Source organism: Nocardioides sp. CER19 (assembly GCF_029846275.1).
Classification (GTDB): domain Bacteria; phylum Actinomycetota; class Actinomycetes; order Propionibacteriales; family Nocardioidaceae; genus Nocardioides.
This window is the reverse complement of record NZ_JARVWS010000001.1, coordinates 954669-970471: the sequence shown is the minus strand read 5'-3', so window position 1 is coordinate 970471 and position 15803 is coordinate 954669. Positions and strand designations below refer to the sequence as shown.

Annotated in this window: 12 protein-coding genes, 1 pseudogene and 1 riboswitch; of the genes and pseudogenes, 4 read left to right on the top strand and 9 right to left on the bottom strand. The window is 72.7% G+C overall.

The window, feature by feature from the left end:
* Nucleotides 1–18: 18 nt before the first annotated feature.
* The 8 genes from QDS12_RS04700 to QDS12_RS04665 form a co-directional block, all read right to left on the bottom strand.
* Entirely contained in the window at nucleotides 19–1020 is a 1002-nt protein-coding gene (locus QDS12_RS04700) for a LacI family DNA-binding transcriptional regulator (protein ID WP_279877304.1), read from the bottom strand.
* Nucleotides 1021–1039: 19 nt separating this feature from the next.
* Nucleotides 1040–1882, bottom strand: coding sequence for an SGNH/GDSL hydrolase family protein (locus QDS12_RS04695; RefSeq protein WP_279877303.1), 843 nt, complete (start codon nucleotides 1880–1882; stop codon nucleotides 1040–1042).
* A 57-nt stretch (nucleotides 1883–1939) separates the two neighbouring features.
* The gene (gene thrC / locus QDS12_RS04690) at nucleotides 1940–3205 is read right to left on the bottom strand and encodes a threonine synthase (protein WP_279877302.1); all 1266 of its coding nucleotides are present in this window, start codon (nucleotides 3203–3205) and stop codon (nucleotides 1940–1942) included.
* Between the two features lie 9 nt (nucleotides 3206–3214).
* A riboswitch (SAM riboswitch) is annotated at nucleotides 3215–3355 on the bottom strand.
* Nucleotides 3356–3449: 94 nt separating this feature from the next.
* Nucleotides 3450–5780: an endopeptidase La gene (gene lon, locus QDS12_RS04685; protein WP_279877301.1), complete on the bottom strand. Its 2331-nt coding sequence runs from the start codon at nucleotides 5778–5780 to the stop codon at nucleotides 3450–3452.
* 164 nt (nucleotides 5781–5944) lie between these two features.
* Nucleotides 5945–6781, bottom strand: a complete 837-nt coding sequence (gene otsB, locus QDS12_RS04680; RefSeq protein ID WP_279877300.1) for a trehalose-phosphatase — start codon at nucleotides 6779–6781, stop codon at nucleotides 5945–5947.
* Nucleotides 6782–6835: 54 nt separating this feature from the next.
* Nucleotides 6836–8860: an acyltransferase family protein gene (locus QDS12_RS04675; protein WP_279877299.1), complete on the bottom strand. Its 2025-nt coding sequence runs from the start codon at nucleotides 8858–8860 to the stop codon at nucleotides 6836–6838.
* A 102-nt stretch (nucleotides 8861–8962) separates the two neighbouring features.
* Complete coding sequence (locus tag QDS12_RS04670; protein ID WP_279877297.1) at nucleotides 8963–9460, bottom strand: LytR C-terminal domain-containing protein; 498 nt, start codon at nucleotides 9458–9460, stop codon at nucleotides 8963–8965.
* Between the two features lie 8 nt (nucleotides 9461–9468).
* Nucleotides 9469–9762: a DUF3263 domain-containing protein gene (locus tag QDS12_RS04665; protein ID WP_279877296.1), complete on the bottom strand. Its 294-nt coding sequence runs from the start codon at nucleotides 9760–9762 to the stop codon at nucleotides 9469–9471.
* A 168-nt stretch (nucleotides 9763–9930) separates the two neighbouring features.
* Here QDS12_RS04665 and QDS12_RS04660 point away from each other — a divergent pair, with 168 nt between their 5' ends.
* The 4 genes from QDS12_RS04660 (at nucleotide 9931) to QDS12_RS04645 (ending at nucleotide 15304) form a co-directional block, all read left to right on the top strand.
* On the top strand, nucleotides 9931–10956 hold the full coding sequence (locus QDS12_RS04660) for a Gfo/Idh/MocA family oxidoreductase (RefSeq protein WP_279877295.1): 1026 nt from the start codon (nucleotides 9931–9933) through the stop codon (nucleotides 10954–10956).
* A 76-nt stretch (nucleotides 10957–11032) separates the two neighbouring features.
* The gene (locus tag QDS12_RS04655; protein ID WP_279877294.1) at nucleotides 11033–12472 is read left to right on the top strand and encodes a trehalose-6-phosphate synthase; all 1440 of its coding nucleotides are present in this window, start codon (nucleotides 11033–11035) and stop codon (nucleotides 12470–12472) included.
* A gap of 85 nt (nucleotides 12473–12557) precedes the next feature.
* On the top strand, nucleotides 12558–13886 hold the full coding sequence (locus tag QDS12_RS04650; protein ID WP_279877293.1) for an MFS transporter: 1329 nt from the start codon (nucleotides 12558–12560) through the stop codon (nucleotides 13884–13886).
* Complete coding sequence (locus tag QDS12_RS04645) at nucleotides 13883–15304, top strand: aminotransferase class V-fold PLP-dependent enzyme (RefSeq protein ID WP_279877292.1); 1422 nt, start codon at nucleotides 13883–13885, stop codon at nucleotides 15302–15304. The genes QDS12_RS04650 and QDS12_RS04645 overlap by 4 nt, the downstream gene beginning before the upstream one ends.
* A gap of 249 nt (nucleotides 15305–15553) precedes the next feature.
* Here the strand turns inward: QDS12_RS04645 and gvpJ are convergent.
* A pseudogene (gene gvpJ, locus QDS12_RS22660) lies at nucleotides 15554–15748 on the bottom strand (gas vesicle protein GvpJ); the annotation flags it as partial.
* Nucleotides 15749–15803: the final 55 nt, after the last annotated feature.

Here is a 15803-nt window from a genome sequence, read left to right as displayed (position 1 = left end):
GTACAACCTAGCGAGCGGTCAGGAGCTGGAGCGCACGACCAGGTGGGTGGGCAGCATGCGCGTGGCGGGCTCGTCGTCGGGGGCGCGGATCGCCTCGGTCAGCATCTCGACCATGGCGCGACCCATCGCGTCGGCGGACTGATGGACGCTCGTGAGGTCGAGCGAGACGGCGACCGCCGAGTCGTCGAAGCCGACGACGGCGACGTCCTCGGGCACCGTCCGGCCGGTCTCTCGGAGCACGGTCATCGCGCCCGCGGCCATCGGGTCGCTCGCGGCGAAGACCGCGTCGAGGTCGGGGTGCTGCTCCAGCAGCGTGCGCATCGCAGCCTCGCCACTGGCCTGGCTGAAGTCGCCGTACTGCACCGTGAGCGGCTCGAGGCCGGCCTCTCGCAGCCCGCTCAGGTAGCCCTCGAGACGGTGGTGGCCGACGGTCATGTCCGCCGGTCCGGCGATGGTCGCGATCCGGCTGCGACCGCGCTCGAGCAGGTGGGCGACGGCGAGCCGGGCACCCTCGGCGTTGTCGTTGTCGACGTACCCGACCCCGGGGCCGGGTCGCGGACCGCCGCCGAGCACGACCGGGATGCCGTGCCCGCGGATGCGCGTGGGGAGCGTGTCGTCGTCGTGGAGCGAGAGCAGGAGGACACCGTCGACGTGCTGGCGGGTGAGGTAGTCGTCGATGTGGCCCGCGCGCTCGGCCGGCGCGAGCAGGAGCACCAGCTGCTTGTCGGCCTCGGCCACCGCCGTGCCGATGCCGCGCACGACGCCGGCGAAGAACGGCTCGCCGAAGACGCGCTCCTCCGACTCCGCGATGACCAGCGCTATCGCGTCGGTGCGGTTGGTGACCAGCGACCGGGCGGCCCGGTTGGGCACGTAGCCGAGCTCGTCGATGGCGGTCTGGACCGCCTCCCGCGCCTGGGCTGACACGCGGGACGCGCCGTTGATGACGCGCGACGCGGTCCCCCGCCCGACCCCGGCCCGCGCCGCCACGTCCTCGAGCGTGGGACGGCGAGCCTGTGACATGCGGCTCAGACTATTCGGGTCAGGTCGGGATCCGGTGCCCGAACGGCACCGTGTCGGAGACCCCGAGCGCGACGAGCACCGACGGCAGGAGCGCCTCGGCGGTACGCCGGTAGCCGAGCTCGCTCGGGTGGAACCGGTCGAGGCTGAACATCTCGTCGGGGTTGGTGATGAAGAACGGCCCGACGATCTTCGCCAGGCTGACGACGTAGGCGCCCGCGTCGAGCGCCGCCTCGGTCTGCGCCGCGGCCAGCTGACGTGACGCCCGGGACCCGAGCGCGCGGAGCGGGTTCGGGACGGCGCGGAGGGCGCCGAGGTCGGGACAGGTCCCCACGACGACCGGGACGCCGCGCTCGCGCAGCCGCGCGACGACCTCGGCCAGGTGCTGGGCCGACTCCGCGACCGGTACCCGGTGGATGACGTCGTTGCCGCCGACGATGACGACCGCGACGTCGGGGTCGTACGTCGGCGGAAGGGCCTCGATCTGTGCCATCACCTGCGCCGACTCGGTGCCGACGACCGCGGCGGTGGTGAGGTCGACCGACCGGTGGGTGGCCTTCGCGATCTTCTTGGCGAGCCTGGCGCCCAGCGTCCCGCTGCCGTCCTCCGCGCCGAGCCCGGCCGCGATCGAGTCGCCGAGAACGAGGAGCCGGATCGGGTCGCCGTACCGCCTCTTGTAGACCTTGTCCGCCTCCGGCGCGACCTCGCCCAGCGGCTTCCCGATGAGCGCGCGGGCGGCCGCGGCCTGGCGCTTGAGGAGGTGCCGGGCGCCCACGCCGACGGCCGCGCCCAGCGCCCCGACGGCACCCGCGACGCCCGCGGTCACCGCGACCGCACCGAGCATCCGGGGGTTGACTCGCTCCATGCCGCGCTGTCTACCCGGGAGCGGTGAACCGGCGGTGAACCGACCGCGGCCGCCGACCTACGCCAGCCCGGCGGCCTCGAAGGCGTCGTAGGAGGCGGCGATGGTGGCGCGCGGGCCGACCCTGCCGGAGACCGCGTCGAGGGTCTTCAGGCCGTGACCGGTGTTGATGATGACCGTCTCGAGCGAGGTGTCGAGCTGGCCGGTCTCGACCAGCTTCTTGAGCACCGCCGTGGTCGTGCCGCCGGCGGTCTCGGTGAAGACGCCCTCGGTGCGGGCCAGCAGCACGATCGCGTCGCGGATCTCGTCGTCGGTCACCTGCTCGACGGCACCGCCGGTGGCGCGGGTGATGTCGAGGACGTAGATGCCGTCGGCGGGGTTGCCGATGGCGAGCGACTTGGCGATGGTGTCGGGCTTGACCGGTCGGATCGCGTCGACGCCCGCCTTGTAGGCGGTCGCGACCGGGCCGCAGCCCTCGGCCTGGGCGCCGAACACCTTGTAGGGCTTGTCCTCGACGAGGCCGAGCGCGATGAGCTCCTGGAACGCCTTGTGCACCTTGGTCAGCTGCGAGCCGGACGCCACCGGGATGACGATCTGGTCGGGGAGCCGCCAGCCGAGCTGCTCGGCGATCTCGTAGCCGAGCGTCTTGGAGCCCTCGGCGTAGAACGGGCGGACGTTGACGTTGACGAAGGCCCAGCCCTCCTCCTCGGCGGCGATCTCCTGGGCCAGCTTGTTGACGTCGTCGTAGTTGCCGTCGACGGCGACCAGGCTGTCGGTGAAGACGGCCGAGTTGACCTGCTTGGGCTGCTCGAGGTTGCTCGGGATGAAGACGACCGTGCGGATCCCGGCGCGGGCGCCGGCCGCGGCGACCGCGTTGGCGAGGTTGCCGGTCGAGGGGCAGGCGAAGACCTTGGCGTGGAACTCGCGGGCGGCGCTCAGCGCGCAGGCGACGACGCGGTCCTTGAACGAGTTGGTCGGGTTGGTGCTGTCGTCCTTCACCCACAGCGACGCGATGCCGAGCTCACGGCCGAGGTTGTCGGCGCGCAGCAGCCGGGTGAAGCCGGGCTCGGTGTTGGGGCTCTGCTCGATGTCGGTGGGCACGGGCAGCAGCGCCTTGTAGCGCCAGATGTTCGCCGGTCCGGCGGCGATGTCCTCGCGGGTGATCGCCGGGAAGTCGTAGGCCACCTCGAGTGGCCCGAAACACTCCGGGCAGGCGTACGACGGCCCGAGGTCGACCTTCGCGCCGCACTCGCGACACGACAGGGCGACGGCGTTGCCGAAGGCACCCTCGCGAACGGTCTCCAGCTCCGACACAACTGCGCTCATGAGTCCTCCTCCTCATCTTCCCCGTGCGCGGATCTCGCGTCGGGCCGGAATTAGCACCTCTTCCACGAACCGACCTCACACAGGCGGCGGAGGCTCGTGGCGGTTGCCGGGACTTCAACGGGCCGTTCCCTCAGTCCCTCTCGATGAGCAGGTCTGACTCTAGGGGCGCCGGAGCCGGGCGAAGAAATCGAGAGTCCGGATGCCGGACGAAAATCTCAGCATCCGGACTCTCGAAGCGGCCGCGTCAGGCGGCGTCGGAAGCGGTCGCCCGCGCCGTTCCGCCGGCGACGTCCGCCGGCTCGAGCGCACCGCGTACGACGTCACGGACATCGCCGACGATGTGGATCGTCAGCGCGTCGCGGACCTCCGCCGGCACGTCGTCGAGGTCGGGCTCGTTGCGGAGCGGGACGAACACCTCGGTCAGGCCTGCCCGCTGGGCGGCGAGCAGCTTCTGCTTGAGCCCGCCGATCGGCAGCACCCGGCCGTTGAGGGTGACCTCGCCGGTCATGCCGACCTCACCGCGCACGGGGCGCCCGGTGGCCAGCGAGACCAGCGCCGTGACCATCGTGATGCCGGCGCTCGGCCCGTCCTTGGGTACCGCTCCCGCGGGCACGTGGACGTGCACCTGCCGGTCGAGGACCGTCGGATCGACGCCGAGCTCCGCCGCGTGGGACTGCACGTAGGACAGCGCGATCCGCGCCGACTCCTTCATCACGTCGCCCAGCTGGCCGGTGAGGGTGAGCCCCGGCTGGCCGTCCGAGGCCGAGGCCTCGATGAAGAGGACGTCGCCGCCCAGCCCGGTCACCGCGAGCCCGGTCGCGACGCCCGGGACGGCGGTGCGCTCGGCTGACTCCGGCGTGAACCGGGGCCGCCCGACCAGGCCCTTCAGGTCGTCGACGCCGACGTCGACGTGCTCCTCGCCCATCGCGAGGCGGGTCGCGGTCTTGCGCAGCGCCTTCGCGATCAGCCGCTCGAGCTGCCGTACGCCGGCCTCACGGGTGTAGTTCGCCGCCATCTCGCGCAGCGCGTCGTCGGCGACCGTCACCTCGTCAGCGGTCAGGGCAGCCCGCTCCAGCTGCCGCGGCAGCAGGAAGTCGCGGGCGATCGCGACCTTGTCGTCCTCGGTGTAGCCGTCGATCGCGACCAGCTCCATGCGGTCGAGCAGTGCCGACGGGATCGACTCGACGACGTTCGCCGTGGCGATGAAGACCACGTCGGACAGGTCGAGGTCGAGCTCGAGGTAGTGGTCGCGGAACGTGTGGTTCTGCGCCGGGTCGAGCACCTCGAGCAGCGCGGCCGCCGGGTCGCCCCGGTAGTCGGCGCCGACCTTGTCGACCTCGTCGAGCAGGACGACCGGGTTCATCGAGCCGGCCTCCTTCACGGCCCGGACGATGCGGCCGGGCAGCGCGCCGACGTACGTGCGCCGGTGACCGCGGATCTCCGCCTCGTCCCGCACGCCGCCGAGGGCGACGCGGACGAACTTCCGGCCCAACGCGCGGGCGACTGACTCGCCGAGCGAGGTCTTGCCGACGCCGGGAGGGCCGGCGAGCAGGATGACGGCACCGCTCCCGCGGCCGCCGATGACCTGGAGGCCGCGCTCGGCACGGCGGGCACGGACGGCGAGGTACTCGACGATCCGCTCCTTCACCTCGTCGAGGCCGTGGTGGTCGGCGTCGAGCACCGCACGCGCGGCCTCGATGTCGGTCGAGTCCTGCGTCGTGACGTTCCACGGCAGGTCGAGCACCGTGTCGAGCCACGTGCGGATCCACGACGTCTCGGGGTTCTGCTCCGAACCGCGCTCCAGCTTGTCGACCTCGCGGAGCGCGGCCTCGCGGACGTGCTCCGGCAGGTCGGCGGCCTCGACGCGGGCGCGGTAGTCGTCGGCACCCTCCGGCTCGCCCTCGCCGAGCTCCTTGCGGATCGCGGCGAGCTGCTGGCGCAGCAGGAACTCGCGCTGCGACTTCTCCATGCCCTCGCGGACGTCCTCGCTGATCTTGTCGGTCAGCTCCGACTCGGCGAGGTGGTCACGGGTCCAGCCGATGACCTTCTCGAGCCGCTCCTCGACCTCAGGCGTCTCGAGCAGCTCCCGCTTGCGGTCGTCCGTGAGATACGGCGCGTAGCCGGCGGTGTCGGCGATCTGGCTGGGGTCGGTGAGCTGGCTGACCTGGTCGATGATCTGCCACGCCTCGCGCCGCTGGAGCACGGCGACGACGAGCCGCTTGTACTCCTCGGCCAGCTCCTGCGCGTGGTCCGTGACGGTCTCGGTGACGGGGTCGACCTCGACCCACAGGGCGGCACCGGGGCCGGTGACGCCGGAGCCGATGCGGGCGCGGGACTCGGCCCGCAGGACGGCGGCCGGGCCGCCGCCGGAGAAGCGACCGACGCGGTCGATGGTCGCGACGGCGCCGTACGACGCGTAGCGGTCCTCGAGCCGGGGCGCGACGAGCACCCGGCCGTCGCTGCTGGCGCGCGCTGCGTCGACGGCGGCCTGGGCGGCCTCGTCCAGGGCGATCGGCACGACCATGCCCGGGAGCACGACGAGGTCCGAGACGAAGAGAACGGGAAGACGATCCACGGGGACCCTCCTGGAGTTGAGTTGTGAAGGCTCAACTTCCCTGCGGCAGAGATGCTTCCCGGTGTTCGCCTTGGGCGGACAGGGCGGCCGGCCGGAGGGTCTCGATACGCTCGCTGGCGCTCGCTAGTCGACCAGCGATCTTCGAGACCTGGTCCGATCAGCCGTCAGCCCGGGATGTCGTCGACCAGCCGACGCAGGATGTCGAGCACACCGTCGGGGCCGTCGACGACCACGTCCGAGAGCGGCACCAGCGCCGACTGCTCGTCGGAGGCCGAGCAGACGAGGAGCGTGGGCAGGCCCTCGGCGGCGTAGGCTGCCACGGTCTCGAACGCCTCGACGTCCCCGAGGTCGTCGCCGCCGAACAGGAAGCCCTTGGCGTCGAGCTGGGTGATCAGCCGATCGACGACGAGGCCCTTGTCCATCCCGCCGGAGCGCACCTCGATGACGTTGCGGCCCGGCTCGACGACGAGGTCGTGGGCGTCGGCCTGCTCCCTCAGCACCGGGAGCAGGCGCTCGAACGCCGCCTCCGCGTCCGGCAGCCGCCGGGTGTGTACGGCGACCGCGAGCCCCTTCTCCTCGACGTAGGCGTCGGCGGCGCCGGCCGTGCGCAGGGTGCGCGGGAGGTCGCGCAGGAACGTCGCCAGGCCCTGCGGCGGACGCGGGCCGACGATCGACCGCTGGGAGGCGCTCCACCGCTCGTTGCCGTACTGGCCGAAGACGTAGAGCTCCTTGCCGGCAGCGGCGACGGCGTCGCCGACGGCCTCGAGCCCGCCGAGGTCGAGCACCTGGCGCGCGGGGCGCCCGGTGACCACGGCAATCGCGCGCACCTTGCGGGCCAGGGCGACCAGGACCTCGCCGGCGTCGGGGTGGATGTGGGCCTGGGCGGGGTCGTCGACGATGGGAGAGAGCGTCCCGTCGAAGTCGAGGGCGACGATCACGCCGGGCGCCGCGGCCACCAGCGCGTCGTACCGCTGCTCCCCCTCGGGTGAGACGAACTGCATGGCCTCAAGCCAACCATGTCCGCCCATCGGCCCGGAACGCCCCCGCCGCGAACGTCAGGTGGCGGGTCTGGTTCCGGCCAGGGGTGCGGTGAGCGCGGCGAGCCCGGGCGCGACCACCCGCGACCACGAGGCGGTGATGTGGTCGTCGTCGTAGAAGACCACGTCGTCGCCGACGACCAGCGGGCACACGCCGGCGGAGCAGACGAGCGAGCGCGGGTCGACGAACCGGGCCCCGGTGCCGGCCATGCCCTGGACCGTGAACCGGTTGGAGACGATGCCGTCGCCGCCGACCGGCGACAGGCACGTCGCCTGGTCCGCGCCGGGCGTGCTCAGGCACTCGGGCGCCGGCAGCGTGCGCTGGGGGATGTCGCCGAGCACGACGACGTCGGGAGTGATCGCCGTCAGCCTCCCGACGGTCGACGCGACGCCGGCCTGCCAGGTGCGCTCCTTGCTCATGCCGGCGCGGGTGCGGGTCTGGTAGAGCCCGCGGTAGCCGATGACGACCGTGTCGGGCTTCAGCCGGGCGATCTGGGCGGCGGCCCAGGAGTGGAACGCGACGCACCCCTTGTAGTCGTGCGAGCCGAGGCTCTGCGGCACGTCGAAGGGCGTGCACGACGACTTGACGAGCGGTACGACGCGGAAGTGCTGCGTCTTGCCGATCGCGTCGAGCGCCGGCAGCCACATGCCCGCGTGTGAGTCGCCGTAGACGACCACGAGCGGGTCGGCCGTCTTGTCGCCGAACGTGCACAGCCGGGTGGTGGACGTGTCGAAGTCGGCGTAGCAGGGGAAGTCGGTCCGCCAGACGTCCTTCGCCTGGGCGTCGAGGTCGACCGCGGGCAGCGGGGCGCCGCCGCGGGCGACGGCGACGGCCTGCGCGACGGTGTCGGGGATGCTGGCCGGCTCGGGCTCGACCTTCGCCTCCGGGTGCGCCGCGAACCAGCGGTCCGAGTCCCCGCGCTCACGGGCCATGACCGCGTCCGCGTGAGACGTCGCGACGATCGCCGAGCCCACGACCAGCGACAGCGTGGCGGGCCAGAGCACGAGAGCGCGCGGGCCGTGCAGCGCCGGTAGGCCGCGCTGGAAGGTCCGCTCGACGAGCAGATAGCTGAGCACCGACACGACCAGCGTGAGCGCCAGGAGCAGGGACACGCGCTCGGCGTGGCTCCACTCCTTCGGGAGCCGGGACTCGCCGAGCACCAGCAGCGGCCAGTGCCAGAGGTAGACCGAGAACGAGATGTCACCCAGCCGGCGCAGCGGCGCCCAGGAGAGCGCCGTCGCCACCGGGCCGCGGCGCGCCGCGAGCAGTGCCATCGTCGCTGCCACCGGGATCACGGCCTGCCAGCCCGGGAACGCCGTGTCGGCGTCGACGACCACCGCGTCCCAGCCGAGGACGACGGCGCCGGTGATGCCGAGGAGCCACTGCGCCGTCCTCGGGACGCGGGGCGCGAGCACGGCGAGCAGCGCGCCGCCGCCGAGCTCGTAGCCGCGGGCGGGCGTCGAGAAGTAGGCGCCGGACGGGTCGAGGTCGGTCACCCGCAGCGACCACGCGAACGAGGCGAGCACGAGCGTGCCGGTCACCGCGAGGACGATGCCGCGGCGGGCCCGCCCTCGGACGAGCAGCGCGATGACCAGCGGCCAGAGCAGGTAGAACTGCTCCTCCACGCCGAGGGACCAGTAGTGCTGGAACGCGGACGGCAGGTCGGTGCTGAAGTAGTCGGCGCCGGTGCGCGCGAAGTGCACGTTGGCCAGGAAGCCGGCCGACCACAGCGCGTCACCGCGGGCCTGGTGGGTGCGGGCGACCGAGCCGACGAACGAGACGTAGGCCAGCGTCACGACCAGCACCAGCGTGGCGGCCGGCAGGATCCGGCGGGCGCGCCGCGCGTAGAAGTCCTTGAGGCTGATCCGCTCGGTCCGCCGCCCCTCGCTGAGCAGCATGCCGGTGATCAGGAACCCGGAGATGACGAAGAAGACGTCGACGCCGATGAAGCCGCCCTGCAGGCCCGGGACGCCGGCGTGCGCCGCAACGACCAGCCCGACCGCGATCGCGCGCAGCCCCTGGATGTCGCGGCGGCGGTTCAACGGGCGACTCCTCCAGACACGTACGCCGACCGCAGGTGCGGCCGCGCGGCCGTCGAGCCTACGACGCGACGGTCCGTGCCAGAAAACCGCTCGGACACACCGTCAGTGCAGCGGGCCGGTGAGGATGATCGTCAGCCGGTCGAGCTTCATCGGGTCGACCGCCTTGGCGGTGCGCTTGACGCCGAGGTCGAGGGCGAGCTGCTTGCCCTCGCGCTTCAGCTTCTCGGGGTAGTAGACGGTGGTCGCCGGGACGCTGCCGTACCAGTTGTCGGCGCCGACGACCTGCCACCCGATCGTCGAGGCCTTCTGGCTGACCGTGCTGGCCAGGCCCTTGGTCGGGGTGTTGTTGAAGACCTCGACCATGACCTTCTTGCGGACCACCGGCTTGGGCGTGTGCGTCGGCTTCGGGGCCGTGGTCTGGGTCGGGGTCGGGGTCGGCGTCGCCGAGGGCTCCGGCTGGGAGACGGTGGAGATCTCGCGTTCCTTCGGCCCGTCACCGCGGGTGGCCACGAAGGCCACCGCAGCCATGAGCACGGCGACGATGCTGAGCATCATCACCGGCGAGGGGAGGACGACGCCGCGCTGGTCCCTGCGACCCATGGCCCGGCTCAGATCTCGAAGCCGAGGCGGCGGGCGGAGCGCTGGCGCTGGCGGGCGGCGCGCAGGCGACGCAGGCGACGCACCAGCAGCGGGTCGGCCTCGAGTGCCTCGGGACGGTCGATGAGGGCGTTGAGGACCTGGTAGTAGCGGGTGGCGGACATGTCGAACTTCTCCCGGACGGCCGTCTCCTTGGCCCCGGCGTACTTCCACCACTGACGCTCGAAGTCGAGAATCTCGCGGTCGCGCTCGCTGAGCGCCGGGCCCTGGACCTCGCTCGGTGAGGCGGCGTTCTCCGCGGCCATCGGCTCCCCCGTCCTTGGTGATGCTGGTCGTACGTCGCCCACCACTGTAGACGAGGAATCACACCGATGTAGTTCTTCTGCGCGGCGTGCCTGCCGCGCCGGCGGAGCCGATCCACGCGGCCGTGGCCGGCGCAGATCCGTCGCCAGGTAGGTCGCTACGTTGTCCGCGTGAGCCACGACACTCCCGTCCGGTGGGGCATCCTCGCCACCGGCAAGATCGCCCACACGTTCGCCCGCGACCTCCACCGGACGCCCGGCGCCGAGCTGGTCGCGGTCGGGTCGCGCCGCCTCGGGTCGGCCGAGGCGTTCGCCGCCGAGCACGGCGGACGCCCGCACGGCTCCTACGAGGAGCTCGTCGCCGACCCGGACGTCGACGTCGTCTACATCGCGACGCCGCACGCCTTCCACCTCGACAACGCGCGCCTCGCGTTCGAGGCCGGCAAGCACGTGCTGTGCGAGAAGCCGCTCACGCTGTCCTCGGCCGAGGCCGAGGAGATGGTCGCCCTCGCCCGCCGGCACGACCGCTTCCTCATGGAGGCGATGTGGACCGCCTGCCACCCGACGATCGCGGCGCTGCGGCGCCGGCTGGCCGCCGGCGAGTTCGGGACGCCGCGACACTTCCACGCCGAGCTCGGCTTCGTGGTCACGGGCGACGCCGGCGACCGGATGTTCGACCCCGCGCTCGGCGCGTCGGCGCTGCTCGACATGGGCGTCTACCCGCTCACCGTCGCCCACCTGCTGTTCGGCGAGGCGGAGGCGACCTCAGCCCTCGCGGACACGCGGAGCGCGCCGGGCGGCACCTACGACACCGACGTCGCGATCGTCGCGCGCTACCCCCGCGGCGTGCTCGCGACCCTGACCGCGTCGATCACCTCCTGGTCCTCCCGGGCGGCGCAGATCGCCACCGACACCGGCCGGATCGACCTCGACGACTTCCACCACCCCAGCCGGGCCGTCTTCACGCCGAAGCCGGCGATCGCCGACTGGACCGCCGACGAGGCTCCCGTCGAGCCGGTCGAGATCGAGCCCGACGGCCCGCTGATCGGCGCCGGCTACGGCAACGAGATCGCCGAGGTCGGCCGCTGCCTGCGCGAAGGCCTGCGTGAGTCGCCGCTCGTCCCGCACGCGCAGACGCTCGCGCTGCTGCGCCAGATGGACGACGTACGACGCCAGGTCGGTGTGCAGTTCTCCTGACCGGTGACGCAGCCGTCCCACCGATTCCGCGGTCGGACGCTTGCGGGCGGCGTCCGCGGGGTATCTGAACCCGGCTATGGTCAAGAGCATGCAGGCCGATCTCGTGGTGGTCGCGAACCGTCTCCCGGTGGACCGGGTCACCAACAGCGACGGCACGAAGGGCTGGCGCACCTCACCCGGCGGGCTCGTCACGGCGATCGAGCCGGTGCTCCGCGAGAACGACGGGGTCTGGATCGGCTGGCCCGGCGGCACCGACACCGGGATGGAGCCGTTCACCGAAGACGGCCTGCATCTGGTGCCGCTGTCGATGTCCCCCGAGGAGATCGAGGAGCACTACGAGGGCTTCTCCAACGGAACGCTCTGGCCGCTCTACCACGACCTGGCGGCCCGGCCGTCGTTCCACCGCGAGTGGTGGGACACCTACCAGCGCGTCAACCGTCGCTTCGCCGAGAAGGCCGCCGAGCTCGCCTCCGAGGGCGCCACCGTGTGGGTGCACGACTACCAGCTGCAGCTGGTTCCCGCGATGCTGCGCGACCTGCGGCCCGACCTGACGATCGGCTTCTACCTGCACATCCCGTTCCCGCCCACCGAGCTGTTCCAGCAGCTGCCGTGGCGTCGCCAGATCCTCGAGGGGCTGCTCGGCGCCGACCTGGTCGGCTTCCAGCTCTCGGGGGCGGCCCAGAACTTCATCCGGCTGGTCCGGCAGCGGGTCGGCCACAAGACCCACCGCGACCTCGTCTACCTCCCCGACGGCCGTACCGTCCGGGCCGCCGCCTTCCCCATCTCGATCGACGCGGCAGGCCTCGAGCAGCTCGCCCAGACCGAGCCGGTGCTCGAGCGGTCCAAGGAGATCCGCGAGGCACTCGGCAACCCGCGCAAGGTCTTCCTCGGCGTCGACCGGCTCGACTACACGAAGGGCATCTACGCACGGCTGCGCGCCTTCGCCGAGGTCATCGCCGACGGCAACCTCGATGTCGACGACGCGGTATTCGTGCAGGTCGCGGTGCCCAGTCGCGAGCAGGTCGAGGAGTACAAGGTGCTCCGCGACGACATCGAGCGCCTCGTCGGCCGCATCAACGGCGACCATGGCAAGCTCGGGCGCCCCGCCATCCACTACCTGCACTCCTCCTACCCGCGGGAGGAGATGGCCGCGCTCTACCGCACCGCCGACGTCATGGTCGTGACGCCCTACCGCGACGGCATGAACCTCGTCGCCAAGGAGTACGTCGCCTGCCGGGCCTCCGACGACGGCGCGCTCGTCCTCTCCGAGTTCGCCGGCGCGGCCGACGAGCTGCGCCAGGCGTGGCTGGTCAACCCCTACGACCTCAACGGCATGAAGCAGGCCCTGCTCGACGCCTACCGGGCCGAGGACCGCGAGCTGGCCCGCCGGATGCGGGCGATGCGCCGGACCATCCGGCAGCACGACGTCGCGGCGTGGGCGGCCGAGTACATGACGTCTCTCGCCGGGGTCCCGGGCAGCCACGGCAAGACGCTGCGGCCCGCCCGCAAGTCCTAGCCCGAGTCCTACCGAGTCCTCCCGAGGCCTCCCGAGTCCTCGCCGAAGTCGCCCGCCGGCGCGCGACGGCCGGTACGTTTCCGCCATGCCTCCCCTCGGGCGCGCCGTGCGCGCCGGCTACGGCTCCGGCTCGGTCGCGACCGGCGCGTTCGGGACCGTGCCGGGGCTGATGCTGCTGCCCTACCTCACCGACACCCTCGGCGTGGCCGCCCTTCTGGCCGGCGCGATCGTGCTGCTGCCGAAGGCGTGGGACGTCGTCCTCAACCCCTACGCCGGCCGGCTCTCCGACCGCACCGTCGACCCGCGCGGCCCGCGCCGTCCGTGGCTGCTGCGCGGCGGCCTCGGGCTGGCAGCCGGCTTCGCGCTGCTGTTCGCGGCGCCGTCGATGCCGCTGGCCGCCGAGGCCGCGTGGGTGCTGCTGGTGTTCCTGGCCACCGCGACGGCGTACGCGTTCTTCCAGGTGCCCTACGTCGCGATGCCCGCCGAGCTGACCGACTCCTACGACGAGCGCACCCGCCTGATGACCTGGCGGGTGGCGATCCTCGCCCTCACGATCCTCGTCGCAGGCGGCACCGCTCCGGCGATCCGCGACGCCGTCGGCGGCCGGGACGGCTACCGCGTGATGGGCCTGCTGATGGCCTGCCTCATGCTGGTCGGCGTCGTCTCGGCGTACGTCGGCACGCGGCGCGCTCCCGTCAGGACCGTGACCGCCGGCGCCGGCGGGCTGCGCGACCAGCTCCGCATCGTCGCGGGCGCGCGGGACTTCCGGCTGCTGCTGACGACCTTCATCGTGCAGGCGCTGGCGACCGGCGCGATGCTCGCGGGCGTCGACTACCTGGCCTCGGACGTGCTCGACCGCACGGCGGCGTCGACCGTCCTGTTCGTCTGCTTCGTCGGACCCGCGCTGCTCCTCACCCCGGTGTGGGCGCGGGTCGGCGCCCGCGTCGGCAAGCGGACCGGCTACACGTGGTCCTCGGTGTTCCTGGCAGTCGGCGCGCTGGGTACGGCGACCGCCCAGGTCGCGCCCCTGCCGGTGGTCTACCTGTGCACAGCGCTGGCCGGCGTGGGCTACGCCGGCTGCCAGATGTTCCCCATGGCGATGCTGCCCGACGCCGCCGCCGTGGACGCCCGGCGGACCGGCTCGTCGCGGGTCGGCGTCTACACGGGCGTCTGGACCGCCGGGGAGACCCTCGGCCTCGCCCTCGGCCCCGGCCTGTTCGCGCTGGTGCTCGCCGTCGGCGGCTACCGCTCGTCGACCACCGGCGGCACCACCCAGCCCGACTCGGCCCTCACCGCGATCACGCTCGGCTTCGGCGTGGTGCCCGCCGTGCTCGTCGTCGCCAGCCTCTGGTGGCTGCGCCGCTACTCGCTGAGCGCGGACGTCGTCGGCTCGGCTGAGAGGGTGTCCGCATGACCGACCCGCTGACCCGGCTGCGCCAGCTGCAGGCCGCCGACCTGCCCGTCCACGGTGGCCGGACCCTCGCCTACGTCTACGACTCCGGGCTGCCCGACGTCGACGCGATCGGGCGCGAGGCCGTGGCCGCCTACGCCGGCTCGAACGGCCTCGACCCGACCGCCTTCCCGAGCATGCTCCAGATGGAGAACGAGCTGGTCGGCTACGCGTGTGGCCTGCTGGACGCTCCCGACACCGCGGTCGGCACGGTCACCAGCGGGGGCACGGAGTCGGTGCTGCTGGCCGTCCAGGGTGCCCGGGACGCGCGCCCGGACGTCGTCCGGCCACGGATGGTGATCCCGTCGACCGCCCACGCCGCCTTCCACAAGGCGGCGCACTACTTCGGGGTCGAGCCGGTGGTCGTCCCGGTCGGGCCCGACTTCCGGGCCGATGCGGACGCGATGGCGGCCGCCATCGACGAGAGCACGGTGCTCGTCGTGGCCAGCGCGCCGTCGTACGCGCACGGGGTGGTCGACCCGGTCCCGGCGATCGCGGCCGCGGCCGCTGCGGCCGGCGTGCGGTGCCACGTCGACGCCTGCATCGGTGGCTGGGTGCTGCCGTTCGCGCCGCGGATCGGACGCGACGTGCCGCCGTGGACGTTCGCGGTCGAGGGCGTCACCTCGATCTCCGTCGACACCCACAAGTACGCCTACGCCCCGAAGGGCACCTCGCTGCTCCTGCACCGCACCCCCGAGCTCCGACGGCCGCAATACTTCGCCTCCGCCGCCTGGCCCGGCTACACGATGCTCAACTCCACGCTCCAGTCGACGAAGTCGGGCGGGCCGCTCGCCGGCGCCTGGGCCGTCACGCAGGCCATCGGCTCCGAGGGGTACGCCGCCCTGGCCGGCCAGGTCTTCGAGGCGGTCGACCTCGTCGTCGCCGGGATCGCGGCCCTTCCGCCGCTGCGGCTCGTCGCCCACCCGGACTCGACGCTGGTCGCCTTCACGACCGACGACACGCTCGACCCGTTCACCCTCATCGACGAGCTGGTCGCCCGTGGCTGGTTCGTCCAGCCGCAGCTCTCCTTCGCCGGGCTGCCGGCGACCGTCCACCTGTCGCTCTCGGCCGCGACGCTGCCGCACGTGCCGGAGTTCCTCGACGCACTGGCAGCCGCGGTCGAGGCGGCCGTCGCCGCCGGACCGGTGGCGGTCGACGCCGGCGTCGCCGACTTCGTGACCGCGCTCGACCCGACGACGCTCAGCGACGACGACTTCGACGGCCTGCTCGCCTTCGCCGGCCTCGCCGGCGAGGGCGTGGCCCTCCCCGACCGGATGGCGCCCGTCAACGCGCTGCTCGACCTCGCCTCGCCGGCCACCCGGGAGGCGGTCCTCGTCGCGTTCCTGGACCGGCTGTCCCGGCCGGTGCGCGCGACGATCTAGCGCCGTTCAGTCCTCGGGGTCGGGGACGACCTTCTCCACGACCTTCGCCACCAGCTTCTCGGCACCCTCGACAACGGTCTCCGCCACCGGACCGAGGTGCTCGGCGACCTCCTCGACCTTCTCGATGCCCTCTTCGACCTTGTTCTCGACGACGTGGGAGGCGACGTTCTCGATCGTGCGGCCGACCCCTTCCTCGATGACGTCGGCGAGCGAGGGAGGACCGCGGTCGATGAGGTCGAGACGGTTGGTCGCCTCCGCGAACCGGAGGTAGGTGTCGACGCTGCTCACGACGACCCGCGCGTCGACGGTCACCAGCTCGATGCCCATGAGCGCGACGCGGGCGTAGGCGTCCACGACGATGCCCTTGTCGAGGACGATCTCGAGGACGTCCGCCAGGCCGCTGGGGGCCGGGCGCGCGAGGTAGCCACCCCCGCTTCCGGTCATCAGGCGCTCCCCTCCTGGACACGTCGGCAGACCGAGCTGCCGTGCCTTCGCGGTA